This is a genomic window from Halolactibacillus alkaliphilus, assembly GCF_900115465.1.
Taxonomy (GTDB): Bacteria; Bacillota; Bacilli; order Bacillales; family Amphibacillaceae; genus Halolactibacillus; species Halolactibacillus alkaliphilus.
On sequence record NZ_FOWN01000026.1, the window covers coordinates 1 to 25976 of the forward strand.

At 39.3% G+C, this 25976-nt stretch carries 24 protein-coding genes and 2 riboswitches; of the genes, 14 read left to right on the plus strand and 10 right to left on the minus strand.

The annotated features are described in order from the left end of the window. Nucleotides 1-156: 156 nt before the first annotated feature. Nucleotides 157-969 (minus strand): zinc transporter ZupT, encoded by an 813-nt coding sequence (gene zupT / locus BM163_RS10205; protein WP_089802811.1) that lies wholly within the window; start codon nucleotides 967-969, stop codon nucleotides 157-159. A gap of 216 nt (nucleotides 970-1185) precedes the next feature. Here zupT and BM163_RS10210 point away from each other — a divergent pair, with 216 nt between their 5' ends. After that, nucleotides 1186-2025 (plus strand): aldo/keto reductase, encoded by an 840-nt coding sequence (locus BM163_RS10210; protein ID WP_089802813.1) that lies wholly within the window; start codon nucleotides 1186-1188, stop codon nucleotides 2023-2025. A gap of 66 nt (nucleotides 2026-2091) precedes the next feature. On the opposite strand, the gene nagB is transcribed toward BM163_RS10210, so the two are convergent. The 3 genes from nagB to BM163_RS10225 are packed head-to-tail and all read right to left on the minus strand — an operon-like array spanning nucleotide 2092 to nucleotide 4846. Beyond that, on the minus strand, nucleotides 2092-2847 hold the full coding sequence (nagB, locus tag BM163_RS10215; RefSeq protein ID WP_089802814.1) for a glucosamine-6-phosphate deaminase: 756 nt from the start codon (nucleotides 2845-2847) through the stop codon (nucleotides 2092-2094). Further along, nucleotides 2847-4001: an N-acetylglucosamine-6-phosphate deacetylase gene (gene nagA / locus BM163_RS10220; protein ID WP_089802816.1), complete on the minus strand. Its 1155-nt coding sequence runs from the start codon at nucleotides 3999-4001 to the stop codon at nucleotides 2847-2849. The genes nagB and nagA overlap by 1 nt, the downstream gene beginning before the upstream one ends. Nucleotides 4002-4018: 17 nt before the next feature. Continuing rightward, entirely contained in the window at nucleotides 4019-4846 is an 828-nt protein-coding gene (locus BM163_RS10225) for a MurR/RpiR family transcriptional regulator (RefSeq protein WP_089802818.1), read from the minus strand. Nucleotides 4847-5073: 227 nt separating this feature from the next. Here BM163_RS10225 and BM163_RS10230 point away from each other — a divergent pair, with 227 nt between their 5' ends. Next, entirely contained in the window at nucleotides 5074-6381 is a 1308-nt protein-coding gene (locus BM163_RS10230) for a hemolysin family protein (protein ID WP_089802820.1), read from the plus strand. A gap of 129 nt (nucleotides 6382-6510) precedes the next feature. On the opposite strand, the gene thiW is transcribed toward BM163_RS10230, so the two are convergent. After that, nucleotides 6511-7026 carry an energy coupling factor transporter S component ThiW gene (gene thiW / locus BM163_RS10235; RefSeq protein WP_089802822.1) on the minus strand — a complete coding sequence of 172 codons (516 nt, stop codon included), beginning with the start codon at nucleotides 7024-7026 and terminating at the stop codon, nucleotides 6511-6513. Nucleotides 7027-7076: 50 nt separating this feature from the next. Continuing rightward, a riboswitch (TPP riboswitch) is annotated at nucleotides 7077-7183 on the minus strand. A gap of 136 nt (nucleotides 7184-7319) precedes the next feature. On the opposite strand from thiW, the gene BM163_RS10240 reads away from it, so the two are divergent. The 9 genes from BM163_RS10240 (at nucleotide 7320) to BM163_RS10280 (ending at nucleotide 17806) form a co-directional block, all read left to right on the plus strand. Next, nucleotides 7320-8177 (plus strand): HAD family hydrolase, encoded by an 858-nt coding sequence (locus tag BM163_RS10240; RefSeq protein WP_089802824.1) that lies wholly within the window; start codon nucleotides 7320-7322, stop codon nucleotides 8175-8177. Between the two features lie 6 nt (nucleotides 8178-8183). Further along, a riboswitch (purine riboswitch) is annotated at nucleotides 8184-8285 on the plus strand. Nucleotides 8286-8441: 156 nt separating this feature from the next. After that, a complete protein-coding gene (ade, locus tag BM163_RS10245; RefSeq protein ID WP_089802826.1) occupies nucleotides 8442-10217 on the plus strand; it encodes an adenine deaminase in 1776 nt (591 codons plus the stop codon). 169 nt (nucleotides 10218-10386) lie between these two features. Then, nucleotides 10387-11586 (plus strand): ROK family transcriptional regulator, encoded by a 1200-nt coding sequence (locus BM163_RS10250; RefSeq protein WP_089802828.1) that lies wholly within the window; start codon nucleotides 10387-10389, stop codon nucleotides 11584-11586. After that, nucleotides 11567-12190, plus strand: coding sequence for a hypothetical protein (locus tag BM163_RS10255; protein WP_089802830.1), 624 nt, complete (start codon nucleotides 11567-11569; stop codon nucleotides 12188-12190). The genes BM163_RS10250 and BM163_RS10255 overlap by 20 nt, the downstream gene beginning before the upstream one ends. A gap of 118 nt (nucleotides 12191-12308) precedes the next feature. Further along, a complete protein-coding gene (locus tag BM163_RS10260) occupies nucleotides 12309-13328 on the plus strand; it encodes a LacI family DNA-binding transcriptional regulator (protein ID WP_089802832.1) in 1020 nt (339 codons plus the stop codon). A 137-nt stretch (nucleotides 13329-13465) separates the two neighbouring features. Next, nucleotides 13466-14833: an extracellular solute-binding protein gene (locus BM163_RS10265; protein ID WP_089802834.1), complete on the plus strand. Its 1368-nt coding sequence runs from the start codon at nucleotides 13466-13468 to the stop codon at nucleotides 14831-14833. A 77-nt stretch (nucleotides 14834-14910) separates the two neighbouring features. Continuing rightward, nucleotides 14911-15795: a carbohydrate ABC transporter permease gene (locus BM163_RS10270; RefSeq protein WP_089802836.1), complete on the plus strand. Its 885-nt coding sequence runs from the start codon at nucleotides 14911-14913 to the stop codon at nucleotides 15793-15795. Nucleotides 15796-15798: 3 nt separating this feature from the next. Further along, on the plus strand, nucleotides 15799-16617 hold the full coding sequence (locus BM163_RS10275; RefSeq protein WP_089802838.1) for a carbohydrate ABC transporter permease: 819 nt from the start codon (nucleotides 15799-15801) through the stop codon (nucleotides 16615-16617). 172 nt (nucleotides 16618-16789) lie between these two features. Continuing rightward, the gene (locus tag BM163_RS10280; RefSeq protein WP_089802840.1) at nucleotides 16790-17806 is read left to right on the plus strand and encodes a methyl-accepting chemotaxis protein; all 1017 of its coding nucleotides are present in this window, start codon (nucleotides 16790-16792) and stop codon (nucleotides 17804-17806) included. A 105-nt stretch (nucleotides 17807-17911) separates the two neighbouring features. On the opposite strand, the gene BM163_RS10285 is transcribed toward BM163_RS10280, so the two are convergent. From BM163_RS10285 to BM163_RS10300, 4 genes are all read right to left on the minus strand, one after another. Further along, on the minus strand, nucleotides 17912-18955 hold the full coding sequence (locus BM163_RS10285; RefSeq protein WP_089802842.1) for an aldose epimerase family protein: 1044 nt from the start codon (nucleotides 18953-18955) through the stop codon (nucleotides 17912-17914). A 12-nt stretch (nucleotides 18956-18967) separates the two neighbouring features. Continuing rightward, nucleotides 18968-20443 (minus strand): UDP-glucose--hexose-1-phosphate uridylyltransferase, encoded by a 1476-nt coding sequence (galT, locus tag BM163_RS10290; RefSeq protein ID WP_089802844.1) that lies wholly within the window; start codon nucleotides 20441-20443, stop codon nucleotides 18968-18970. 2 nt (nucleotides 20444-20445) lie between these two features. Continuing rightward, nucleotides 20446-21438, minus strand: coding sequence for a UDP-glucose 4-epimerase GalE (gene galE / locus BM163_RS10295; protein WP_089802846.1), 993 nt, complete (start codon nucleotides 21436-21438; stop codon nucleotides 20446-20448). A 61-nt stretch (nucleotides 21439-21499) separates the two neighbouring features. After that, nucleotides 21500-22675 carry a galactokinase gene (locus BM163_RS10300; RefSeq protein ID WP_089802848.1) on the minus strand — a complete coding sequence of 392 codons (1176 nt, stop codon included), beginning with the start codon at nucleotides 22673-22675 and terminating at the stop codon, nucleotides 21500-21502. A 229-nt stretch (nucleotides 22676-22904) separates the two neighbouring features. Here BM163_RS10300 and BM163_RS10305 point away from each other — a divergent pair, with 229 nt between their 5' ends. Next, a complete protein-coding gene (locus tag BM163_RS10305; RefSeq protein ID WP_089802850.1) occupies nucleotides 22905-23462 on the plus strand; it encodes a nitroreductase family protein in 558 nt (185 codons plus the stop codon). Nucleotides 23463-23633: 171 nt separating this feature from the next. Next, on the plus strand, nucleotides 23634-25070 hold the full coding sequence (locus tag BM163_RS10310; RefSeq protein WP_089802851.1) for a glycoside hydrolase family 1 protein: 1437 nt from the start codon (nucleotides 23634-23636) through the stop codon (nucleotides 25068-25070). Between the two features lie 72 nt (nucleotides 25071-25142). Here BM163_RS10310 and BM163_RS13810 read toward each other — a convergent pair whose 3' ends face one another. Continuing rightward, a complete protein-coding gene (locus BM163_RS13810; RefSeq protein WP_170243717.1) occupies nucleotides 25143-25283 on the minus strand; it encodes a hypothetical protein in 141 nt (46 codons plus the stop codon). 121 nt (nucleotides 25284-25404) lie between these two features. Between BM163_RS13810 and BM163_RS10315 the strand changes: the two genes are divergently transcribed. Then, on the plus strand, nucleotides 25405-25950 hold the full coding sequence (locus tag BM163_RS10315) for a 3-dehydroquinate synthase II domain-containing protein (RefSeq protein WP_089802853.1): 546 nt from the start codon (nucleotides 25405-25407) through the stop codon (nucleotides 25948-25950). The last annotated feature ends 26 nt before the right edge of the window (nucleotides 25951-25976 follow it).

A 25976-nucleotide genomic window follows, 5' to 3' on the forward strand; every position in this document is an offset into this window, starting at 1 on the left:
CTTAGTTGAATGAGCATGGGTTGCCTTTAGGGTGTCCTTATGGAATCCCCTTCCTCAAACATTCGTGAGAATGTTAGGTGGGGGTAGTTCAATAACGACAAATAGGGAGCTTTATTGTTTGATAGTATAGTATTGTTAGATTTACGTGACGATAACTTACATAAGTAGCAGTAGGCTAAGGGCCATCACGATCATTCCCGCAACTAATCCATAAATAGATTTATGCGTTTCGTCATATTTCTTGGCGGCAGGAAGTAACTCATCAAGTGAGATAAAGACCATAATGCCAGCAACACCAGCAAAAATAATACCAAAAAGACCGTCTGATAAAAAAGGCATCAAAACTAAGTAAGCGATCAGTGCCCCTGCAGGTTCTGCTAAACCAGAGAGAAAAGATAGTTTAAACGCCTTTTTCTTACTCCCTGTCGCAAAGTAAACGGGTACAGAGATAGCGATACCTTCAGGAATATTATGAATCGCAATAGCAATGGCGATTGGGATACCGAGACTCGGGTCTTGTAATGTTGCAGTAAATGTGGCAATGCCCTCAGGGAAGTTGTGAATAGCGATGGCTAACGCAGTAAATGTGCCCATCTTCATTAATTCGCCTTGTTGTTTTGCTTTTTTTGCTTCTGTCTCATCCATGTCCTCAACTTTCCTGACTTCATGTGGATTTCCTTGTTTTGGAATGAGTTTATCAATGAGCGCAATAAGCAGCATCCCTCCAAAGAAGCCTAAAACCGTATACCATGCCCCTCTTGTTTCACCGTATGCTACAACTAATGCTTCTTGTGCTTTGGGAAAAATTTCAATCATTGAAACATAGATCATAACTCCTGCAGAAAAACCTAAAGAGTAAGATAAGAATTTTGTATTCGTTGTTGACGTAAAGAAAGCTAGTACACTCCCAATACCTGTAGCCAAGCCAGCAAATAATGTCAAGCCAAAAGCCAATAATAGATTGTCCATGTTATATATCCTCACTCTCAATAACCGTGTTATAAAGTGTCTTGCTCTCTAAAAAGTTGCGTGAATGCAAAATAAGAACTTATCGATATTATAATTCCTTTAATCGTCAGTTGCAACAGCTATTGAGAAGAAAGGTACACGTATCAATCAAAATATTAGGGAGATCTAAGTGTAAGCGTTATAATTAGATGTATGATAACGTTAGGAGGTTTGAGTATGTTGAAAGGTTTAATGAGTACAACAACATTGTCCAATGGTGTTGAGATGCCTTGGCTTGGACTAGGTGTATTTCAAGTAGACGATGGTCAAGAGGTAAAGCAAGCGGTTATTGATGCGATTGAAGCGGGTTATCGCAGTATTGATACGGCAAGCGTTTATGGTAATGAGTCAGGAGTAGGTGAGGCAATTAAAGCAGTGGATGTTCCGCGTGAGGAGTTATTTATCACCTCTAAGTTGTGGAATAAAGATCAAGGGTATGAATCAACACTTGCGGCTTTTGAAGCGACACGTAAGCGGTTAGATCTCGATTATTTGGATCTATACTTGATTCACTGGCCCGTTCCAGAAGCCGATCTTTATGAGGACACTTGGCGTGCTTTTGAAAAGCTCTATCAAGAGAAGAAAGTGCGAGCTATTGGTGTGAGTAACTTTAAAGAAGAACATTTACAACAATTAATAAAAAGCTCAAAAGTCACCCCAATGGTGAACCAAGTGGAATTTCATCCGCATCTTACACAGGAGCCGTTACGTGATTTTTGTCGTCAGTATAACATTCAAGTAGAAGCGTGGTCACCGTTAAAACAGGGGCAGTTGTTTGATAATGACGTACTTAAAAAGATTGCGGCGCCCCATAATAAGACGGTAGCTCAAGTGTTAATTCGCTGGGATTTACAAAGTGGTGTAGTGACAATTCCAAAATCAACGAAAATACACCGGATAAAAGAAAATGCGGCGATTTTTGATTTTGAGCTCAGTCAAGAAGAAATGCAGACAATCAATCGTTTAAATAAGAATGAGCGTGTCGGTCCTGATCCTTCGACGTTTAATAAACGCTAATATTAAAACCAGCTCACCTACATGCGCGTAGGTGAGCTGGTTTTTAACATTTAGCTAAGTTGTTCCTTAATCAAGTACGTGATCAATTTGATCATCAGTGAGTAGGCTTGCTGCCTCGCGGTCAAGAACAACCGTAACATGCGGGTGGCGGTGTAAAACGGATGCTGGAAAGTCTGGTGTAATATCACCTTCCATTAATCTTTTAACCGCTTCTTTTTTGCTATCACCTGACGCCATTAAAATGATTTGTTTACTCTCCATAATTGTAGCAATTCCCATTGTGATAGCGTGTGTTGGTACCTCATCTAGTGAATCAAAAAAGCGCGCATTGGCTTCGCGTGTCGATGCATCTAACTCAATCACATGGGTACGCGTGTCAAAATCTGTCCCTGGTTCGTTAAATCCGATATGACCATTAATCCCTACACCGAGTACTTGTAAGTCAATATCATCGTGTTGATGCATGTTTTTTTCGTAATCTAGACAAGCTTGTTGGTGATCACTCGTATTACCTGGTGGTAAATATGTTTCGCTTTGGTCGATATCTACATGATTAAAGAAATGCTCATCCATAAAGTGTTGGTAACTGTTTGGGTCTTCTTTCTTTAAGCCGATATATTCATCTAGGTTAAAGGTCGTTACATTTTTAAATGATACTTTGTTGTCCTTGTAAGCCTCAATCAATGCTTGATACATACCTTCAGGTGTTGATCCGGTCGCAAGACCGAGTACCGGTTTTTCTTTACTGTTAATAACTTCGATGACTTTGTCTTTAGCGTAGTCGCTTAAGTGTTGGTAATTTTGACAAACAATAACTTTCATCATACATCCTCCTCGTAGGCAATTTCGCCTTTTGTTATAGTTTTTATTAGCTGTAAATCTTTAGTCACAATGAGTAAATCTGCATCTTTACCGACGTCAATCGACCCTTTACGGTCGTAAACGCCAAGTTGTCGAGCTGGATTAATAGACGCCATCTGAATAATGTCTCTTAGTGTCGCACCGTCAAGTGTCAGCATACGTCTTGCGCCATCAATCATCGGAAGAACGCTCCCTGCCAATGTGCCATCAGCAAGCGTGGCTTTTTTGTCTTTGACATTTACGGTTTGTCCGCCAAGCGTATAGGTGCCGTCTTCTAACCCTTTCGCACGCATCGCATCTGTAATTAGGATGAGGCGGTCACTCCCAACGTTATTATAAATAAGTTGTAACATTTCTTGTGATACGTGGATACCGTCTGCGATTAATTCAAGTTGTAACGCCGGAAGTAGAAAGCTTGCCCCGACGAGACCGACATCTCGGTGATGAATCCCATTCATTTGATTACAGAGATGAGTGACTTGGTTGACACCAAGTGTTGTTGCTTCTTTTGCTTGTTCAAAGGTAACGTCTGTGTGGCCCATTGACACGTTAACACCTGTTTCACGTAACGCTTTGACAAACGATCCAGTTGTATCTTCTTCTGGTGCCATGGTAACCGTTTTAATTTTATTGTGACTCAGTGCTTGCCAACGTTTAAATAAATCAAGGTCCGGTTTAATAATGTGTTGCTCCGGTTGTGCCCCTTTTTTCACTGTATTAACGAAGGGTCCCTCTAAATGAACACCGAGCAACTCAGCTGTTTTTTCTGGTGTAGTTGTTTGCCCAGCATGAGCCAGTGCCGTTTCAATCGCATCGATACTTTCTGTCATCGTTGTGGCGAGAAAAGCGGTGGTACCTTCTGTGACCAAGTGTTCAGCCATCTTAAGAATGGCATCTTCTTCTGGGTCCATTACATCAACCCCATTAGCGCCGTGAATATGTGTATCAATAAATCCAGGAATTAGCGCATGTCCTTGTGCATCAATAACGACGTCATCATCAGTAGTATCCATGTGTCCAGATGTTAAAATCGCTTCGATTTTCCCGTCTTTAATCATGACATCTCCTGTCACCGTTTCGTGTGGTAAGTAGAGCCGAGCATTTTTAATATACAACAGTATCCCATCCTTTCTTAATAGAGTTTATCCGCTGTGAAGGCGGTAATTTCTTCGCGTCGTGCTTTGGCATCAGTTTTATGCAAGTGAATATAGGCTGTACATAAAGCGTCAATCACAAACAGTTGTGCCACTTTTCCCGCGAGTGTCCCACGTTCTAGTGGATGTTCTTTAACGTGTGTTAACAATATATCATCACTCACTTTTGTAAGTGGTGAGTGCAAATAACCAGTTAAACTCACGACATGCGCACCCTTACTACGTGCAATGGTGGTACTTTCAATCAGTGATTTTGTACTCCCGCTTAAACTAATCACAATTAACAATGTCTGCTCTGTCGCATTAGCCGCACGCATAATTTGTGTATGTGTGTCAGTTACAACATCAATGTTTTTACCTACACGCATCAGTTGATTCTGAAAGTCCAATCCAGCAATGCCAGAGGCGCCGATAGCAAAAATAACGACTTCTGACTTTTGATTGAGTAAGTGGGCTACGCGCTGAAGCATCGCTTCATCTAACATGTGATGATTTGTTTCAACAGAATATATCATGCCATTTTTAACACGTGTATATACGTTTGTTGTTGCTTTGGCATCGTTTGGTTGTTCTTTAGCTAAATCAAATTTAAATGCCTGAAAGCCACTGTAATTGAGTTTTTTAAAAAAACGTAAGCTTGTAGCTTCAGCGACTTGTGCTTGTTCAGAGAGTTCTGATAGAGAATGATAAACAACCTCGTCTAAGTGTTTCATAATATAGTCATACAATTTCACTTCTGACTTGGTTAATTGATTTTTAAATAGTTCTAAACGTCGTGTGGCAGGAATATGTGTGTAATCGTCCATATCATCACCCTTTTCTAACTACAGTATACCAAAATGATAATAAACTATCAAACGTTTATTTAAAAATGATTGTTTATTATCATTGCGTGTTGAACTTGCTAGAAAGAAACATCAATCAGCTATGGATGATATTAAAAAAATCTGTCATGACGCATATAATAGACAGACAAAGTTATGATAGTTGGGTATACTCTAAATATATAAGAACAGTTTAAGGAGTGAATAGAATGGGGATAGCAGTCGTTGCCCTAGTAGTATTAATAATGATCAATGCTTTTTTTGCGGCTTCAGAAATTGCCTTAGTATCACTCAATGACAATAAAGTGAAGCGGATGGCAGAAAGAGGAGATAAAAAAGCACAGGCCCTTGATCGGTTGTTATCTCAACCAGGACGTTTTTTGGCAACCATTCAAATAGGGATTACGTTAGCAGGTTTTTTAGCGAGTGCTTTTGCGGCGGATGTCTTTAGTGGTCCGCTTTCAGAAACACTGCGCGCGGCAGGTATTCCGTTTTCGGTTAGTTTGTTGAGACGTTTGAGTTTAGTGATTGTAACAATCGTTTTATCTTATATAACACTTGTTTTTGGTGAACTTGTTCCGAAACAAGTGGCGTTAAAACGAAAAGAAAAAGTCGCTAATTTTGCGGTGAAACCAATTACGTTTATGTTTAAAATGAGCTTGCCAATTGTGAAATTGTTAAATACCTCAACCAATGCAGTATCACGTCTGTTTGGTGTCGATCCAAATAGTGAAGATGAGAGTGTGACAGAAGAAGAAATTCGTATGCTGGTAGATATTGGTGATGAAAAAGGCACAATTGAATCAAGCGAGAAGCGGTTGATTCATAATATCTTTGAATTTAATGATAAAGATGTGTCTGATATTATGACTCACCGGACAGAAATTGAAGCTATCGAGGTCGGTGCGTCGTATGAGGAAGTTATTGCACTTATTAAAGAACATCGCTTTACACGCTTTCCTGTTTATAAAGAGGATTTAGATGAAATTATTGGTATACTCCATACGAAAGATTTAATTGTGATGATAAGTGAAGACGCCTCTAACTTTCGGTTAGCCGATATTATGCGGAAACCGTACTTTGTGATGGAACATCAGTCGATTGACACACTTTTAGCGGATATGCAGAAAGAAAATATTCATATGGCGATTATTTTAGATGAATATGGTGGGACAGATGGTTTGGTGACGCTTGAAGACTTGATTGAAGAGATTATCGGTGAAATATCAAGTGAGCATGGAGAGGTATTGTCCAATCGAGAAGTGATCAAACATTCGCCTTATGAAGCGACAGTTAAAGGAACAATACATTTAATGGATTTAAATCAACTCTTTGGTATTGAGCTCCCTGTCGATACTTATGAAACGCTAAATGGTTTTTTAACGGATATCATAGGTTATATACCAGATGCAGCGTATAAGACGCCGATTTACTATAAAAATATTCAGTTCGATATTTTAAGTGTTTCGAAAAATCGAATTGAAGAAGTGTATGTCAAAGTCGATAAGAATCCATAACTGTGTGAAAAAAACAAAAAAGATCAGTCTAGAGCGTAAGTGAAAGATAGTGTCATATTAGCCCACCTGCCCTGTCGTAATAACTTGATGCGATAGGGTAGGTGGGCGTTTGCTGTGTTAACAGACTCATTAAGATGTCTTTTTTTGGCCGGGTGTCCTCATAAAAATCATTGATAACAAAGCCCCTTTTTTCGTATAGAGAAGGAGAGCGATGAGGGCGCCTGTTAAACTACTGACGAAAAACCCGGGGATAAAGAAAAATAATGGCAATGATTCACCGGTCAACCACATACTTAAATATCTAGCGGTTACTGCGCCAAAGAAGCCAGTTCCAATGACTTCACCAAATATTGCCGTATAAATTGAGGGATGTAATCGGTAGAAGAGCCCAGAAAAATAAGCACCAAACATGCCGCCTGGAAAGGCAAAAATAGTGCCTATACCGAGTAAATTACGCAATAAGCCTACCGTGAAGCTGACCGTTACGGCTTGCTTAGTGCCGTAAAAGGCACTGAGAAGAACATTAAGCGTATGTTGGATGAAAAATGCGCGATAAGGCCCAATTCCAATAGCTAAAAAGGTCGAACCAATGACCCCAATCGCAATAAAGATAGCTGTTTCTGTTAGTGTACGTGTTTTAGTCATAAAAAAAGTCCTCCCTATATCGCAAATGAATACCAGACGATAAAAGACAAGACCTGAGCTCGCTACTTCCCTCCGCTAGTACAAACTAGATCAGGTCATAAAGGGTTAAAAACACGTGTTTTCTCTCAGCCTGTGATGGGCACCCCTAGTAGTCTTTTTAAGTATGATGTGTGTTTTTAATGTAACATATCATCCTCGATAAATCGACTGAAAATTGAGAAATAAGCATTTTTTCGCAACGAAAATGAATTCATGCTATACTGTTTCTTAATATAGATGAGGAGGGACATGACATGAAAAAACCAGAAGCAATTTTCCTGGACATGGATGGCACGCTGTTACGTGAAGACAATTTTGTCAGTGATGAAACAATGGCAACAATTGATGCGGTAAGACGAGCAGGTATCCCTGTATTTGTTGCGACAGGTCGAGGTCAAGGTGAGATTTTAACAAGAGCTCCAAAAGGCTTTACTGTCGATGGCATCATCAGCTCGAACGGGATGACGGGCTACCTTGGTGAGGAATTGTTATTTCAACATACGCTAGATTTTCCTCTAGTTAAAGAGGTGATTCAAGCAGCAGGTGAGCACAACATGTATTACGAAGTGTTCCCGACGACAGGTGAAGGAGTGGCGCTTAAAAAAGACCAACCGATGCTTGCTGCTGAAATTTCAGGTGAGAAGCCAGCCGATATTCTAGGAAGTGAATGGCGTGAGCGCCTTGAAGCATTGGATGGAGGCATTACCTGGGTTGATACGATTGAAGATGTTGGCTACTCGAAGTTTTACTGCTTTAGTAAAGACAAAGAAAAACTAGCTAAGTGGAAAATGACATTAGAAGAGATTCATCAACGTTACCCATTCTCAACGTCATCATCCACGCAGGCTAACATAGAAATCATGGTCACAGAAAAGAATAAAGCAACGGGTATAAAAGATATCTTAACGAAAATAAATGTCAAACCTGAGCATATTTTAGTGATGGGCGATAGCTTTAACGATGTGCCTATGTTTGAATATGCGGGCTATGCGGTGGCGATGAAAAATGCACCGGATGAATTAAAGCAAATGGCTGACGATGTAACGGCATTAACCAATGATGAAGATGGCGTGAGTGCCTATTTAAAGACCCATATTTTAAATAATGGATAAATACTTGAATAAAATACTATACGAAGATGTATAAGCTTGTGAATAGGCACAAGCGTTTCTACCTAAGTGACCGTAAATCACTGGACTACATCGATTGAAAAGACACCTTCTTTGTTGTGCAATCGATGACTCAAAGAAAGGTGTCTTTGTTTTTGAAAGAATAGGGTATAAGTAACGTAACTGTGGACTTGATATCGATGCGGTCGGTGTAGGGTTATGACAGACGGATAAAATATAAAGGGGTAAAGAGAAGGGGAGATTATAATGGTTAAACCACTATACACAGTAAGTGAACAATTAATGGCAGTTACAAATGGAAAAGATTACGCTGATACCGTGATTACAAATGGGACGATTGTTAATGTGATGACAGGCGAATTGAATGAGGGGTTAGATGTAGCCATTAAAGATGAGCGGATTGTCTTTATCGGTCAGGCGAAGAAGATGATTGGAGAAAAGACAACTGTGATTGATGCGACAGGTCGGTATGTAGCTCCAGGTTTAATGGATGGTCATATGCATGTGGAAAGTACCATGTTTTCTGTCTCAACTTTCAGTCAAGCGGCCGTCAAAAAAGGGACAACGGCAATTTTTATGGACCCGCATGAAATGGCTAATGTCTTTGGTATAGAAGGTGTTCGTTTAATGCATGAGGAAGGTAGACAAGCACCTATTCATGTTTTTACTACCTTTCCCTCATGTGTACCAGCAACAGACGATTTGGAAGATGCCGGTGCAGAAATATCAGTAGATGATGTCAAGGAAGGTTTAACATGGGACGGTGTCGTTGGGCTTGGAGAAGTGATGAATTACCCAGGTGTAATACAAAGAAACGAAAAAATGGTAGGTGAAATTAATGCGACATTAGCACAAAATCTCACCCCAACGGGTCACTTTCCTGAAGGAACAAAAGAAGAGTTAACGAGCTATTTATTAAGTGGTGTCAACTCATGTCATGAGACAGTCACAAAAGAACAAGCAATTGAAAAGTTACGTCTTGGTATGTATGTGATGATCAGAGAAGGATCTGCGTGGCAGGATGTGAAAGAAGTCATTAAGGTGATCACAGAGAACCGGGTGCAAACAGACTACATTATGTTAGTGACAGACGATATTTATCCGGAAACACTGGTACAAAAAGGTCAAATTAATCATGTTGTCAGACGTGCTATAGAAGAAGGTGTTGATCCGGTCATTGCGATTAAGTTAGCGACGTTAAACACCGCGCGATACTTTAATTTAGACCGAGATTATGGAAGTATTGCGCCAGGTAAAGTAGCTGATATTATCTTATTGGATCATCTAGAAACTGTTGAACCAACGGATGTGTTCGTTAAGGGAACACATGTGGTGAAAAATAAGGCCTTTATTCAAGAAGTTAAACCTTATCTTTATCCAGAAAAATATTATCAGTCAGTAAAAGTGAAGCGTCCCCTTGTTGCTGATGACTTTAACTTAGTGACAGACCTAATGGGACCAGTTAATGTGAATATTATAGAAGTGATAGAGAATAGTGCGCGTACTAAAAAGCAAACCGTCTCACTAAAAGTATCAGATGGTGCACTACAAGTAGATATGAAAAATGACGTGATTAAACTTGCATGCATTGATCGCCATCATCAAACGGGACAAATATCAAACCAGTTCGTGACGGGTTTTGAGTTAAAAAGAGGAGCTGTTGCATCGACAGTGGCTCATGATAGCCACAACTTACTGGTGATGGGTGTCAGTGAAACTGATATGGCTGTGGCAGCTAACTACCTTATTAAAATTGGTGGTGGAATGGTATGTGTACTTGATGGAGAAGTGATTGCAGAAGTGCCTTTACCGATTGCCGGGCTTATGTCTGACTTAGATGAATCCACATTGTTACAAAAAGTAGAACAGTTGAAGCAGGGGTGGGTTCGTCTCGGGTGCCAGATGCATGCGCCATTTATGACCTTCTCTCTCATTGCTTTACCTGTCATACCTGATATAAGGATTAGCAACAGGGGGTTGGTTGATGTGACGACCTTCAACTTGATCGATACCATCTGTTAAGTGAGCGATGATAAAAAAAGCGCGACGTCTCGTTTTTTGACCATATGAATTAAGAAAGAGTATGTCTTTTAATGCTTGTCTTTACATGATAAAATGGTACTTTAGATGATGAATTAATTTAATAAAGTAAGGACATGGTAATAGACGTGATCAGTTGGAGGAGAAACAGATGAAGCGCGGTAGTTTTCAAGCGATGAAAAAATTAAATAAATCGTTAATTTTAAAAAAGATATTGAATGACGGACCTATTTCTCGTGCGGAAATAGCAAAGGCCATTAAACTGACCCCACCGACGGTGGGAACAATCGTTAAAGAGTTAATTGAACAACAAATCGTCAAAGAGAGTGCGCAAGGTGAGTCGAAGGGTGGAAGAAAACCGACATTACTGGTCATTGACCACGACGCTTTTTGTGTGATTGGTATTGACGCTGGACCAAGAGAAGTCTCTGTTGTCCTAACGAATCTGCAAGCGAATCTTATTGATAAGAAGGAAGTCAGCGTAACAAAAGGCATAGCCAAACAGGATTATTTAGCGCTATTAATTAATGAAGCAGAGGCGCTTATTAATCGTAACGAAACATACATGGATAAACTTATTGGGATAGGTGTTGCGATGCACGGCGTTGTTGATGCGAAAAATGGTGTCGGTTTATTTGCCCCAAATCTACATTTGCGAGATATCCCAGTAAAAGACGTCTTAACAAAGCATTTTGATTTAGTCGTTCAAGTTGAAAATGATGCCAGAGCCTTAGCTTTAGGGGAAACGTGGTTTGGCCAAGGAAAAGGGATCAATAATCTACTCGCGGTTAACATTGGCAGTGGCGTTGGTGCGGGTGTTGTATTAGATGGTAAACTGTACCGTGGTGATGCGCATATTGCAGGAGAGATTGGACATATGACGATTGATTTACACGGGGAAACGTGTAGTTGTGGAAATAAAGGATGCCTTCAGACAATTGTCTCTGGCGAAGCCATCCAAAAGCGAGCTGAACAGGCGTTAATAGCTGGTGTGGAGACGACATTAACTACAACTTCACCAACTGCCTATGATTTATTTAAAGCGGCTGAAGCGGGGGATTGTTTTAGTCAATCGTGTTTAACTGAAACAGCAGAAGCGATTGGTATTGGCTTGACGAATGTCATTCATACAATCAACCCTGACAGAATCCTTTTAAATGGCGGCGTGATGAAAGCGAGTAAGTATTTATTGCCTGAGATAAAAGCGACAGTCAACCGACGTGCGCTAACTAAAAAAGCAAAAGAAACCCCGATTTTTGTCTCTGAGTTAGGTGATGAGGCTACCGCATTAGGCGCAGTGGCACTTGTCCTCGTCGAAGTGTTTAAACGTAATGGCGAGATTCATGTATAAGCATTGTAAATGTCACTATTACTTATTGATCATGCTGTTCTTGTTTGTATTAGCCGGTTGTCAATCGGAGGAGGCCGATACGGCATCACTCTTAAGTCAGATAAAAGAGCAAGAAGAGGAGATGGCGCGTCTCATTCGTGATAACCAAGCGCTAAGAGCATCAATTCAACAATTACAGCGGCCACAAGCATTCTCATATATTGAACAACTAGGTGAAGAAGCGCGTGGTCACTATCAAGCTTTTTTAAAATCAGAAGACTTAAGCCATTTTGAGTCGTTTACTTCTGATGAAATGTTCGTTGTATTTCTTCATAGTGTAGCAACTGGTGAAGACCGGGTGAGTACGTTGATTCTTTATAATGATGGATCTTTCAGTGATGAGCTGGAATTACAAGGCTACTATCAAGAAAATATCTTTAGAGAGTATTCAGAGATGGCGTTTGATTTTCGATATTTTTATGATCTGCATGTAGATGAACTCCAGTCACGTGAGGATAAGGATATTGTCAAAATGAGTGTGCGTTTTGAATTATTTAGTGCCACACATGTCGCTGAACTTCGTAAACAAGACAACATATGGAAAGTGTTTGCCGGACCATATTAATCATAGTATAACGATCGTTTAAGAACCACTCTTTGATTAAAGAGTGGTTCTATTTTATCTTATGAAGAAAAATATGGTATAATATTTTACGATTTCTAATAACGAAAGGAGTGATAGAATGGCAACGTTAAAAGATATTGCTAAAGAGGCGAATGTGAGTGTAATGACGGTATCAAATGTTATTCACAATCGTACGGATAAAGTATCGCAGGATACTATTGATAAAGTACAAAGTATAATAAAAAAATATAATTATACGCCAAATATGTATGCGCGCTCTTTAGTTAATCGAAAATCTAAATTAGTAGCCATTATTTTTTTCCATTCAACGGAGACGAATGATGGAACGTTTAGAGATCCGTTCAACACAGAAATACTCGCAGGTATTGAAGAAGTAATAAAGAAACAAGAGTTTCATTTACTTGTTCAATCCGTGCACTCTATTCAGGAAATAGAGTTAATTGTGTCAAAATGGAATGTTGATAGTGTCGTCATCATTGGTATGTTGCCGGATAAAGTATCGTCAGTTGAACAGAAGATAACCAAGCCTGTCGTTATTATTGATACATACTATGACAGTAAAAAAGAGCATGTTTTCTTCGTGAATAGTGATGATCAACAAGGTGCAAAGTTAGCAACACAACATCTAATTGAAAATGGACATAAAAAAATCGGTTTCGTTTCATATGGTGGCCTAGATGCTGGTGGTGTGGTGGAAAAAAGATATAAAAGCTATGTTGAAACGATGAAAAAACACCAATTAACGGTCAATGAACAAACTATTTTTTCGTATGATAGCCAAAAAGAAGATATAGAGGCATTTTGTGATCGATTGCTTCAACTCAAGAGGGAGTTCACAGCATTAGTATTTGCTGCAGATTTAATAGCGCTTGAAGTCATGCAGACATTCTTTGATCGTGGCGTTGTTATACCAGAAGATGTATCTATTGTTGGTTTTGATGATATATACGCATCAAAGTTAGTAAGACCAAAGTTAACTACTATTCGTCAGGATATTCAGTTAAAGGGGCATCAAGTCGCACATATTATCATAGATTTATTAAATAAAAAAAGGCCTCAAAAGATATGCACGATGCCGGTTTACTTAGTGAAAAGGCAATCAACAAGAAAAATTTAAAAAAAGTTGTAAAAACGCTTACAAAGTGGTACTATAAGTTTAACGTTAAACCTCTGTACTCAAGAAATCTTATAAAGGGTATATTTTTTTACCACAAGGTTTAACGTTAAACTAATACGGAGCAAGGAGGAAATGCTATGTTTAAAAAATTATGGATTAGTATGTTGGTTCTGTTGAGTGTCTTAGTAGCTTGTAGTGGTGGGGGTGCGTCGAATAACTTAACAAAAGATGAAACGCCCGACAAGGGTATGGAAGTTTTTGGTGAGGCAGTAATGTTTAATCCGAATAAGTTGGTAAATGATGGTGAACCAATCACAATTGAATTGTGGACCTGGGGAGCAGAAGATGTCTTTCAAAAGCAAATCGACGCCTATAAGGAAATCTATCCCAATGTAGATATAAAGACAGTTGTGAACCCTTGGGATGAGATGTGGACTAAATTACCACTCGCATTGCAAGGAGATGATGGTCCAGCGTTATTTAATATTCATAATTCGCAACATGATAACTTGATCAACTTTTTAGCACCTTACGATATTCCGTTAGCAGATTTACAAGCTGATTTTTCAGGGGTAGATGCACATATAATTGATGGTGACATTCACTATTTTGATATTGGGATTATGACAGGTAGCATTTTTTATAATAAAGTTTTATGGGAAGAGGCTGGTTTAACCGAGGAAGATATTCCGCATACTTGGGAAGAGTTCGCTTTGGTGGCAAAGCAACTAACCAAAAAAGATGATACCGGTTCAATTATTCAAGCTGGATATAACTTTAACGGTGATTACCAAGCGATGGTTTTAGGCTTACCTTATCAACAAGAGGATTTACTCTTTAGTGAAAACGGTCAAAATATTAACTATGATTCCGAAGCACGCTTGGCATTTACAGAATATCTTCATGAGTTATATTATGAACACGAAGTGGGTTCGCCGAACTTTGGTGATGATTCTTCTCAAAGCTTTGGGAATGGTCAGTCTGCGATGGTTTACAAGTGGGGATGGTTCCAAGGAGAATTGAATAATAATTATCCAGATATAGAGTGGGGTGTTTTTCAAACACCATTTATAACAGAAGAAATACCATTTGCGATTGATCGTTATAATGGTGAAAGTACATTTGGAATCAATAAAAATGCCCCGAGTGCTGAACAAGAAGTAGCGCAGGATTTTGTGCGATTTGTTTTGGCAGGTGACGATTTTTCGGTAGATTATGCTCTTTTAAATTCTACTTTCCCAACCAAGTATGCGGTGGCTAATCATGCTGAGATTCTTTCTAATCCTGTTCTCAGTGTGTTATCAGAAAATATTGATAGATATATGTGGCCGGGTCCATTTCCGGCAATTATAGAAACAGTATCTGGTCAAGTTTTCCAAGAGATTTTCTATAATCGGAAAGACATTGAGAGTGTTTTATCACAAGCACAGGAAGATATTGAAAATGGTATGTCGCAGTCAAAGTTTATCTCAGCAGAAAAAAACTATCTGCATTATAACGACTAAGTTTTACTCGGTTTGATATAAATGAAGCAGCTTCATTGTGTTGCTGCTTCACAATTATTAACTAAGAAGGTGTTTACATGAATGGAAATGTAGTAGAGCGTAAAAAACAAAGTATATTTAGTTTGAAAAATGTCACCATAGTAATCTTACTTTTACATTTTTCGATTTTTATGATTTACCCAATCATCATGGCTTTTGTAGGTAGTTTTCATCATTGGAATCCATTAAGTAATGTGTTTGAGTTTACCGGAATAGAAAATTACATACAGATATTAAATAGCAAACTTTTTTGGACATCAATGTCTAACACATTGATTTTTTCTCTCGTCGTTATCTTTTTTAGGGTGAGCATCGGTTTAGTGATTGCGCTGGCTTTATATTCAAAATTATCACGATTTAAAACGACCTTTCGAACGATTTTCTACATGCCAACAATTACGCCCCTAGTTGCCGTATCATTTGTTTGGGTATGGTTATATAATCCGCAGTTTGGTTTGATTAACGAGGTGTTTAATTTGGATATTAATTGGTTGCGTGATAGTAGAACGGCGCTTCCAGCAGTTATGGTTATGACGACTTGGAAAGATTTCGGTTATGCGACTATTATCTATCTAGGTGGTTTAATGTCATTGCCAAAAGATGCCTTTGAGGCAGCAGAAATTGATGGGGCAAATAGTTGGACGGCGTTTAAGTATTTAACTTGGCCGCTATTGACACCAATTACAATGTTAGTAGCAGTAACCTCACTCATTACATACTTGCAGTCATTTATACAAATATTAGTTATGACTGAGGGGGGACCTGGTACTTCTACTTATACGATCTCCTATCTAATATATGAAGATGCCTTTATAAATTATAATTTTGGCTCTGCTTCTGCAATGTCTGTTGTGTTATTCGTATGTATATCCGGTCTTACACTTATTTCCTTCAAATTAACTCAAAAGAAAGCGGGGGTATAGCAGATGAAGCAAGTAAAGGTTATACTATTTAATTTGATATTATTAGCTTTTTCAATATTAACTGTGGTGCCTTTTGTATGGATGCTTGTATCATCCTTTAAACCTAATAGTGAAATTGTTAAGATTGGTGGCAGCTTCTTACCTGATACATTTACAATACAGAACTATATTAACGTTCAAGAACGTTTCGATTTTTTAAGGATGTTTGGAAATAGCTTATTCGTAGCGGTCGTTGTAACGGGTACCGTCATCTATACAAGTGCTATTGTAGGGTTTGCCTTAGCTAAATACACATTTAAAGGCCGGGAATTTATTTTTGGGATGATCTTAGGAACAATGATGATTCCGTGGGCAGTAACGATTATTCCTCGATATGATATGATTGTGAATTTCGGTTGGTTAGACAGCTATATAGCGTTAATTTTGCCTTCCATCTTTAGTGGTTTCGGAATATTTCTCTTAAGGCAAAATATCATGACTATTCCTGATGATGTGATAGAGGCAGCTAGGATGGATGGTGCGACAGAATGGTATATTTTCCACAGGGTTATTTTACCGATGTCCCGAAATGCTATTTCAAGTATTGCTATTTTTCAATTTTTGTGGGTATGGGAAGATTTCTTATGGCCATATCTCATCATTAATACGCAATCTAAACAGTTGATTGCAGTGGGGTTAAAACTGTTTAGTGGTCAGTACGGAACAGACTACGGTGGTTTATTTGCGGCAACAGCAATCTCAATTATTCCGGTAATTATCGTGTATGTTACCTTCCAAAAACGCTTTATTGCAGGAATTTCAGGTGCTGCAGTAAAAGGGTGATCGATTGATACTATAAAAATAACTGGCGAATGTCTTATTAGTTGATAGACATTGGCTCTGATCTCTAAATGAGATAGGACTCATACTTTTTTTGTCAAAGTGCTGAAAAACTATAGTAGGAGAAAAGTTGTATATGCTACACTATCGAAAAGGATAAAAAAGGGTGTAGTCAATGAAACAATTCTTACAAGATGAAAATATGTCTGCATTAATGCAACAATTAAAAACGGAAAGTAATCACATTAACGACGTCATGACATCTTTAGAGAAACTTTCAAAACAGTCTAACATTCTAGCGCTTAACGCAGGTATTGAGGCAGCTCGTGCCAGTGAAGCGGGAAAAGGTTTTGCTGTGGTCGCAAATGAAATTAAAAAATTCGCTTCAGAAACACTGGGGTTAAGTGCTGAAAGCAAAAAAGTCATCGGTCGGATTGAAAATCAAGCGAATCATATCATTGCTCTTCGGACGACCGATATGGCTTTTGATACAATTGATAAAATTGATCGCAATTTATTTGAGCGACACTGCGATGTGCAAGCATGGGCGACGTTTGAATCAGTAAAGTTGGCCGCTAGGTTACAGACAGAAAAAAGCAAACGAGAAGCAGCGGTATTATTAAAAGATATTCACCGTATTTACGAAGTGTATCATGATTTAATGATAGTTGATTTATCGGGCAACCTTGTAGCTAATGTGCACCCAGCGGTGTCGAAGATGACTCATTTTAGTGAGCGAACATGGTTTAAGGAAGTCACAACAACAGAAACGGTGTATGTAAGTGATATGTATCGTTCAAAGACGTTAGGTTGTGATACTATGACATTTGCAGCGCCCATTTATGATGAAAATGAATTAATTGGTGTATTTACTACACGTTTTAATTGGGGATACATCTTAGATATTATCAAGACGATGATTGTTGGCGAACAGACGAGACTTTATGTCATTAATCAAGCAAAAGAAGTGATTGCTTCACGAAATATTGATGATATTTTTTCAAAAGACGTATCAGGATTCGAGGCCGTGTCACGTGTGATTGATGGGACAGTGAAAAAAGGATACTTAATCGATGGTGACGTTCTTTATAGCTATTGTGAAACACAAGGGTATAATCATTATCAAGGAAAAGGTTGGTTTGTTTTGATCGAGGAGCCGTTGACGAAAAAAGAAAATGATGGTCCTTTATGAATATTTCAGCTGTATAGCTTGTTGACGCATGATGATAAACAGACTAAGAGCCGCACATTGTTTGTGCGGCTCTTAGTGATGTTCAGTTAGGGATGCTATAATAAATTATTCTGTTTCAAAGGAAAAGCTTGTTTTAGAGAGGTAAACATCATTTTTTGCTAAGAAAATCGGTGGAAAACCATCATGAACCACGGAGGCTGGTGAGCTTTGAGTTTCTAAACAAACACCTAAATACTTTTCTGATTGACGCTCTTTTAATATGAGGGTATCATCTAAGGCGTTCGATGTGTACATAACCATCCCAGGTTGATCCGTTGTCACGGTTAATTTACGCCCGCTTTTAGGATCTTTAACAACGACAGCAGCGTCTTTCTTATGATCGAAAATAAAGAAGTGATCATAGCCGTTTAAGGCCACTTTATTTTGTGGATCAACGGAATCAACAGCTCCACGAACAGTACGTCCGTGTGTAAAGTCAAAGGTTGTGCCAGTCACAGGCAAAATCTTTCCGGTTGGGATGAGTTCATCATCCAGTTCAACGAACTGGCTCGCATCAAGCGTTATGTCATGGTCAAGAATCGTTTCTTTTAAGTCACCGGATAAATTGAAATAACTATGATTTGTAATAGTTAGTAATGTGTCTTTTGTACTGACGGCTTCATAGCTAATAGTAAATGTGTCATCATGAGTTAATAAGTAACTGATTTTATAGGTCACAGTTCCAGGATAGCCCTGATCTAAATCGTTACTCGTGTGGTACAACACAGCTTCTACGCCTTTTTCGTGTTCGATAGTTTCTACTTTAAACACTTGGGTATGCAAACCACCCGGTCCACCGTGCAAGCTATGGCCATTCTCAACTTCAGGTACGTGGTAGATTTCCTCATTCAATACAAAGGAGGCACCTTCAATACGTCCAGCCACACGACCAATTAATGCACCGAAATACGTTTTATTATTTAAGTAATCCTCATAATCACGGTAGCCAAGGACGACGTTCTCCATTTTCCCGGCTTTGTCTTTTGTTACAATCTCGGTAATAATGCCACCATAGTCCAAAAATTTTACCGTCATACCATTGTTGTTAGTCAGTGTGAAAAGCTGCCAGTTGTGCCCTTTGACATCTAAGGTTTTCGTTGTAATTGTCACTCTTTTTCCTCCTTACAAAGCGTCTAAAAAGCGCTTAAATCCTTCTTTACCTTTAGTATTCGACTTGAACACGCCAGAATCCTGTAAGACACGAACGAATTTTTCAGCTAAGGCTTGATCAACGATATCATCAACCGTGTCTTTAGTGATGGTTGTCGTTTCTTTTAATTCATCTGCCCACATTTTATGGTGCTGTTCGATGGATGCTCCGCCTAGGAGATAAGTCTTCATCTCATCTAATTCAGGTTTTAGTCGTGGTGGTAAAACGGCGAGGCCCATGACTTCAATTAATCCGATGTTTTCTTTTTTAATGTGATGAACATCTTGATGGGGATGGAAAAGTCCGTCAGGGTGTTCATCCGTTGTCCGATTATTACGTAAGACAAGATCCAGTTCATAAAGTCCATCGCGCATACGAGCAATCGGTGTGATCGTGTTATGTGGTGTTTCGTCTGTGTACGCTAAAATATCTGCTGTTTCATCACTGTAGTTGCGCCACGTCGTTAAGATGTGGTCAGCTGCTTCGATAAGTGGTGCTTGGTCCTTATGCTTTAAACGAATGACTGACATAGGCCAGTCAACAACAGAAGCTTTAATATCACCAAAATCAGCTAGTGTGAACGTAAACAAATCGCCTGCTTCAGTCATGCCGAACGAGTAACGTCCTGCCTGATAATGGTCATGACTTAAAATGCTCCCACCAACAATCGGTAAGTCGGCGTTTGAGCCGATGAAGTAATGCGGGAACTGTTCAACAAATTGTAACAGTCGTACAAAAGTATCTTTACTGATTACCATTGGGCGATGTTCCTCGCAAAAGACGATGCTGTGCTCGTTATAATAGACATAAGGTGAGTATTGGAAATACCAATTCTCGTTGCCCAAGTCGACGTCAATGACCCGGTGATTTGATCGTGCGGGATGTCCCGTACGTCCGGTATAGCCTTCGTTTTCTTTACAAAGTAAGCACTGGGGATATTTAACATCTTGTTTCATTTCCCGTTCTCGCTTAATTTGTTGCGGATCTTTTTCAGGTTTAGATAAATTGATCGTAATATCCACTTTACCGAAGGCGGTTTTCTTTTCATATTGAATGTTCTTTGCGATACGTTCGGTTTGGATATAGTGACTATTTTGGCTTAATTGATAGAAATAGTCTGTTGCTTTTGTCGGATCATCTTGATAAAGTGACCGAAACGTTTGATTAATTTCTGATGGCTTAGATAAAAATACATCCATCAATTTGGCATCAAGCATTTCCCGAGCGTCTAAGGCGTCCGTAATGACCTCACGACTTACTGCGTCATTTATGAGATGTTGTAACACATCCGGAATGCTGCCATAAGTGAGGCGTTCTGTTGGTACCGTAAACGTTTGGGCTTGTAGTAAACCAAGCACTTGATTACGTGCGTAGATGCGGTCACGCTCAGTGATTAAGTTTTTTTCAATGGCTAAGTCAATTAAACGTTCAACATAGTGATCGATCATCATTAAGCCTCCTCATAACCTTTTGGATGACTTTGATGCCAGCGCCAAGCATCTTCTAAGATGCGGTTAATTTCTGTGCGTTTTGGTGACCAACCAAGAATGGTTTGCGCTTTTTCACTTGAAGCAATCAATGTTGACGGATCACCTGCTCGGCGCTCGCCAACTTTTGCTTCAATAGGATGGCCTGTTACAAGACGTGCCGCATCAACGATTTCTTTAACCGAGAAGCCTTGAGATGAGCCTAAGTTAAAGATGTTACTTTGTCCTCCATCAAGTAAGTACTTGACGGCTAAAATATGTGCATCGATTAAATCTTCTACATGAATGTAGTCACGAATACATGTCCCGTCAGGCGTAGGGTAATCTTCACCGTAAATAGTGATGTGTTCACGTTGGTTGAGTGCAACTTGTAAAACAATCGGAATCAGGTGTGTTTCTGGATCATGGTCTTCACCAATTGCCGCATCCTGTCTTGCACCAGCGACGTTGAAATAGCGAAGAGATACGTAACGTATGCCGTAGGCTTTTTCGCACCAATGCATCATTTTCTCCATCGTTAATTTCGTTTCACCGTAAGTGTTTGTTGGTACCGTTGGCATATCTTCTGTGATCGGTACGTGTGTTGGTTCACCGTAAGTAGCTGCGGTTGAAGAAAAGACAATATTTTTCACACCTGCTTGTTGCATCGCTTGTAAAACGACTTGTGTGCCATATACGTTGTTGTCAAAGTATTTTAATGGGTTTTCCATTGATTCCCCGACAAGTGAGTTCGCCGCAAAGTGAATGACCGCATCAATCGTTTGTTTAGTTAAGACGTTTGTTAAAAAATCTAAGTCGCGAATATCGCCCTCAAAAAATGCCGCCTTTGGATGAATGGCATCTCTATGACCTGTTTGTAAATTATCGACAACACTTACTGTATGTCCTTGTTCTGCTAGTTGATAAACCGCATGAGAACCGATATAACCGGCTCCACCTAATACTAAAATATTCATCAATATTGCCTCCTTAAAATAACTTTTCAAATATAACAAAGATGATATCTTTGTTCATTCATCATTGCGCAGTCAGTGCTTTTGCACCATCACCAATCGTTGCTTCATAGAAGGTTGGCGCGTAGCCAATCTTATTTGTGTAGATTTTTTCAACGTTAGATTTAAAGTGATCAACGTGTTGTTTTTCAACGAGCGCAATAGCACAGCCCCCAAATCCAGCGCCTGTCATACGCGCACCCAGGACGCCCATTTGTTCAATAGCCGCTTCTTGTAGTGTATCAAGCTCAACGCCAGTCACTTCATAGTCATCACGTAACGAATAATGTGAGTCATTTAATAATTTCCCAAACGCAACGAGGTCTTTTTCGTGTAGGCGTTTAAATGCTTCTTTCGTACGTGCGTTTTCATAAACGGCATGACGTGCGCGTCTTTGTTTCGTTTCATCTGAGATGAGGTGTTTATGCGTGTCGAATGCTTCAACAGATAACTCGCCTAAACTGTTAATATCAAGTGTTGTCTGTAAATCTTTCAGCGCAGCCTCACATTCACTACGACGTTCATTGTATTTTGAATCAGCTAGTTCACGACGTTTATTCGTGTTCATTATCATAATAACATAATCGCCTAGTTCAACGGGGGCATATTCATACTCAAGCGTATTACAATCAAGTAAAATTGCATGTTGATCTTTCCCCATGCCGATCGCAAATTGATCCATAATGCCGCTATTAACCCCAATATAGTTGTTTTCAACAGATTGACCGAGTTTAACCATCGCGACTCTGTCAATGTCAATGTTAAAGAGTGTCTCAAGCATCACACCTGTTACTAATTCGATAGAAGCTGAAGAGGATAACCCAGCGCCATTAGGAATGTTACCAAAGAAAAGGATATCAAATCCTTGTTCAATGGAATAGCCATGGGTATTAAACGCCTCAACCATACCTTTAGGGTAATTGGCCCAGTTATCCGCTTTATCATAGCTTAAATCATCAAGCGATGCAGTGATAATACCTAAGTCTTCAAAATTCATTGAATAAAAGCGAAGGGTGCGGTCATCACGCTTTCTTGCGACAGCATATGTCCCAAAAGAAATGGAAGCAGGAAAGACATAGCCCCCGTTATAATCCGTATGTTCTCCGATTAAATTGATGCGACCAGGCGCGAAAAATGTTTGGCTCTCTCCGCCATTACCAAACACCTCGTTGAATGTATTGACTAGTGATATTGTGTTCATTTTTTTCGTCATTCCTTTCAAGTAATGTGTGTATAGCATTAAAACTTAATTAAATTAATTTACTATCTATTCATATGATAGCATGCCTGCTGTAAAAATGCAACGCGGATATTGTGTTATTTTTTAGGGGGATTGACGCATCAAAGCGGTTATCTCAAGCAAGTTGACTGATTTTTCGGACAGCGTTTGCTATACTAAGTATGACTTTACATGAAAGAAGGGGATTATAATGGATATTGAAACACTCATAAAAGAGAGACGATCGGTCTCATTATTTGAAGATAAACCGGTCAGTATAGATGAGGTCAAAGCGATGTTAAAAACATCTGCTTGGGTACCGAACCACAAAATGACGCAACCGTGGCGTTTTACTATTATTACAGGGGAAACGAAAGCTCAATTAGCACATATGGCGGGGGAGTTTATGTCAAGAGGTAAAACAGGAGAAGAAAAAGACCGGGCGTATAATAAAGCACACGCTGCTTTTAGCCAAGTGCCCATGCATGTGATGGTCTTTATGGAAGAAAGTCATGACTTAAAACGTCGTCAAGAAGACTATGCATCGACAAGTCTCATTATCCATAACTTAAGCTTAATCGGTTGGGAAAAGGGGATCGGGATGATTTGGAAGACGGGGCCTCTAACAGATACCGAGCCTTTTAGACAGCTGATTGGTATTCAACCGGGTGAGAAATTTGTCGGGATGATTCAACTCGGTTATCCGAAAAAAGTACCAAGAGCGATGCCGCGCATTGATTTAGATGAACGGATAACAGAATTAAACTAAACGATTGAACTACTCCCGCCTAACATGCTTCCTCAAGTGCGTTAGCACTAGGTGGGGGTAGTTCAACTGGATTAAGTTATAATTTAAATATATAAAAAGTAAAATAATGTTTTTTTAAGTAATGGATGACGTGTTTAGTACATGATTGTATACATAAAGGAGGAAAAAGGTATGGAGCATCAAACGAAAACCCCTTTCCCACAGGATTTCTTATGGGGGTCTGCATCAGCAGCCTATCAAATCGAAGGTGCCCATGATGTCGATGGCAAGGGTCCGTCGGTATGGGATGTGTACACAAAAATACCAGGTACGACATTTAAGGAAACCAATGGTGATATTGCTGTAGATCACTATCATCGCTACGAAGAAGATGTTAAATTGATGCATGAACAAGGCTTAAAAGCGTATCGATTTTCGATCGCTTGGTCACGCATTTATCCTGAAGGTACAGGAGAGGTGAATGAAGCTGGTCTTAAGTTTTATGATAAACTGATTGATTCATTAATCGAGTACAAGATCGAACCGTTGGTTACGGTCTATCACTGGGATGTGCCACAAGCATTAATGGACCGCTATGGTGCGTGGGAGTCGCGCGAAATTATTAAACACTTTGATACGTATTGTCGCACGCTGTTTAAACGTTACGGTGACCGGGTGAAATATTGGATTACATTAAATGAACAAAATATATTTGTTGGTCTCGGTTATCAAAAGGCGCTACATCCGCCGGGAGTGAAAGATTTAAAACGGATGTATGAAGCAAATCATATTGCTAATCTGGCGAATGCGACGGTAATTAATAGTTTTCATGAACTTGTTCCGGATGGGCAGATTGGCCCGAGTTTTGCCTATTCTCCGACCTATCCATATGATGCTGATCCAAAACATATTATTGCGCAGGAAAATGCGGAAAGCTTAAATGCCCATTGGTGGATGGATGTGTATGCATTTGGTCGATACCCACAAGTTATTTGGAACTATCTAGACAAACACAATTTAACGCCAACAATTGAACAAGGTGATTTTGACTTACTTGCTTCTGCTAAGCCCGATTTTATGGGCTTAAATTATTATCAGACGGCTACAATTAAACATAACCCACTAGACGGTGTTGGTGAGGCGACAATGAATACGACAGGTAAAAAAGGAAGCCAACAAGAATCGGGTACTGAAGGACTGTTTAAACAAGTTCAAAACCCTTATCTTGAAACGACAGACTGGGATTGGACAATAGACCCTGAAGGCTTACGTGTGGCATTAAGACGTATTGAAAGTCGTTATCACTTACCTGTTTTAATTACAGAGAACGGGCTAGGCGCTTTTGATACTTTAGAAGAAGGTGATGTCATAAATGATGATTACCGGATCGAATTCTTACAAAAACATATCTCAGCTATTCAAGATGCGATCAGTGATGGAGTGACCGTATTAGGTTATTGCACGTGGTCGTTTACTGATTTATTAAGTTGGTTGAATGGTTATCAAAAACGTTATGGCTTTGTTTATGTGAACCGTGATGAAAACGGGCCAAAAGATTTGCGTAGAATTAAAAAGAAAAGTTACTACTGGTATAAAGAGGTCATTGAACGTAACGGATTAGAAGGTTAACTATTTACGCTATGTAGGAATAGATAAAGAAGCAGCCGGTTCAATATATGAATCGTCTGCTTCTTTATCGATTTACCACGTTGTTTCTGAAACTGTGTCCATTGTCGTGCTATGTGGATGTGATTGATGACTTTGCCTTTGCTCTGACTGATAACCAATCACAAAGAAAGCGATAATTAACATTAAAAACAATACGAATAATCCTTTACGCACCGCTTTTTCCTCCTAAATTAAATTCCTTTCTTATTGTATATGATAAGATAGATATTGAAAAGAAAAAGTATCTATCAATTATAAAAAATAAACAAATACACATAATGAAAGGGTGTCTATTATGCATGACGACATCACAAACGCAAAGGTTACATCGATTCAAGACATTGGTGAAGGTTTAAGAGTATGTTTAGATTTCATTGATGAATTATCACCACTTGAAGGTGTTTGGATTGGGAACACGGGTAACGGCTATTGTTTAGCTGTATCAGAAAATCGTTCAACAGAGACATACCCGAAGCGGCCATTTCGAGTCAATGCGGGCGCATATCATCATTATCTTGTAAAAGGAAATGATGTGACCACGTACTTAGCAGAAGTCACACCAGGTGATCAACTTATGGTCTTTGGTAATACGTCTAGTCGCCTTGTTACTGTTGGACGTGTAAAGAAAGAATACCGCCCATTTATTCGGCTGACGTTAAAAGCAGCGGAGAAGGAGATTTCGGTGACGGTACAAAATGCAGATAGCGTTTATTTGTTAGGGGCAGAAGGTGAGGCAGTAGCTGTAAATAGCTTGGAAGTGGGTGATATGTTAACGGTGAAAATGGATCAGCCAGGTCGGCATCTAGGCAAGCGTGTTGATGAATGGATTCAGGAAGAGTAAATCACGTCACAGACGGGTTTATAAAT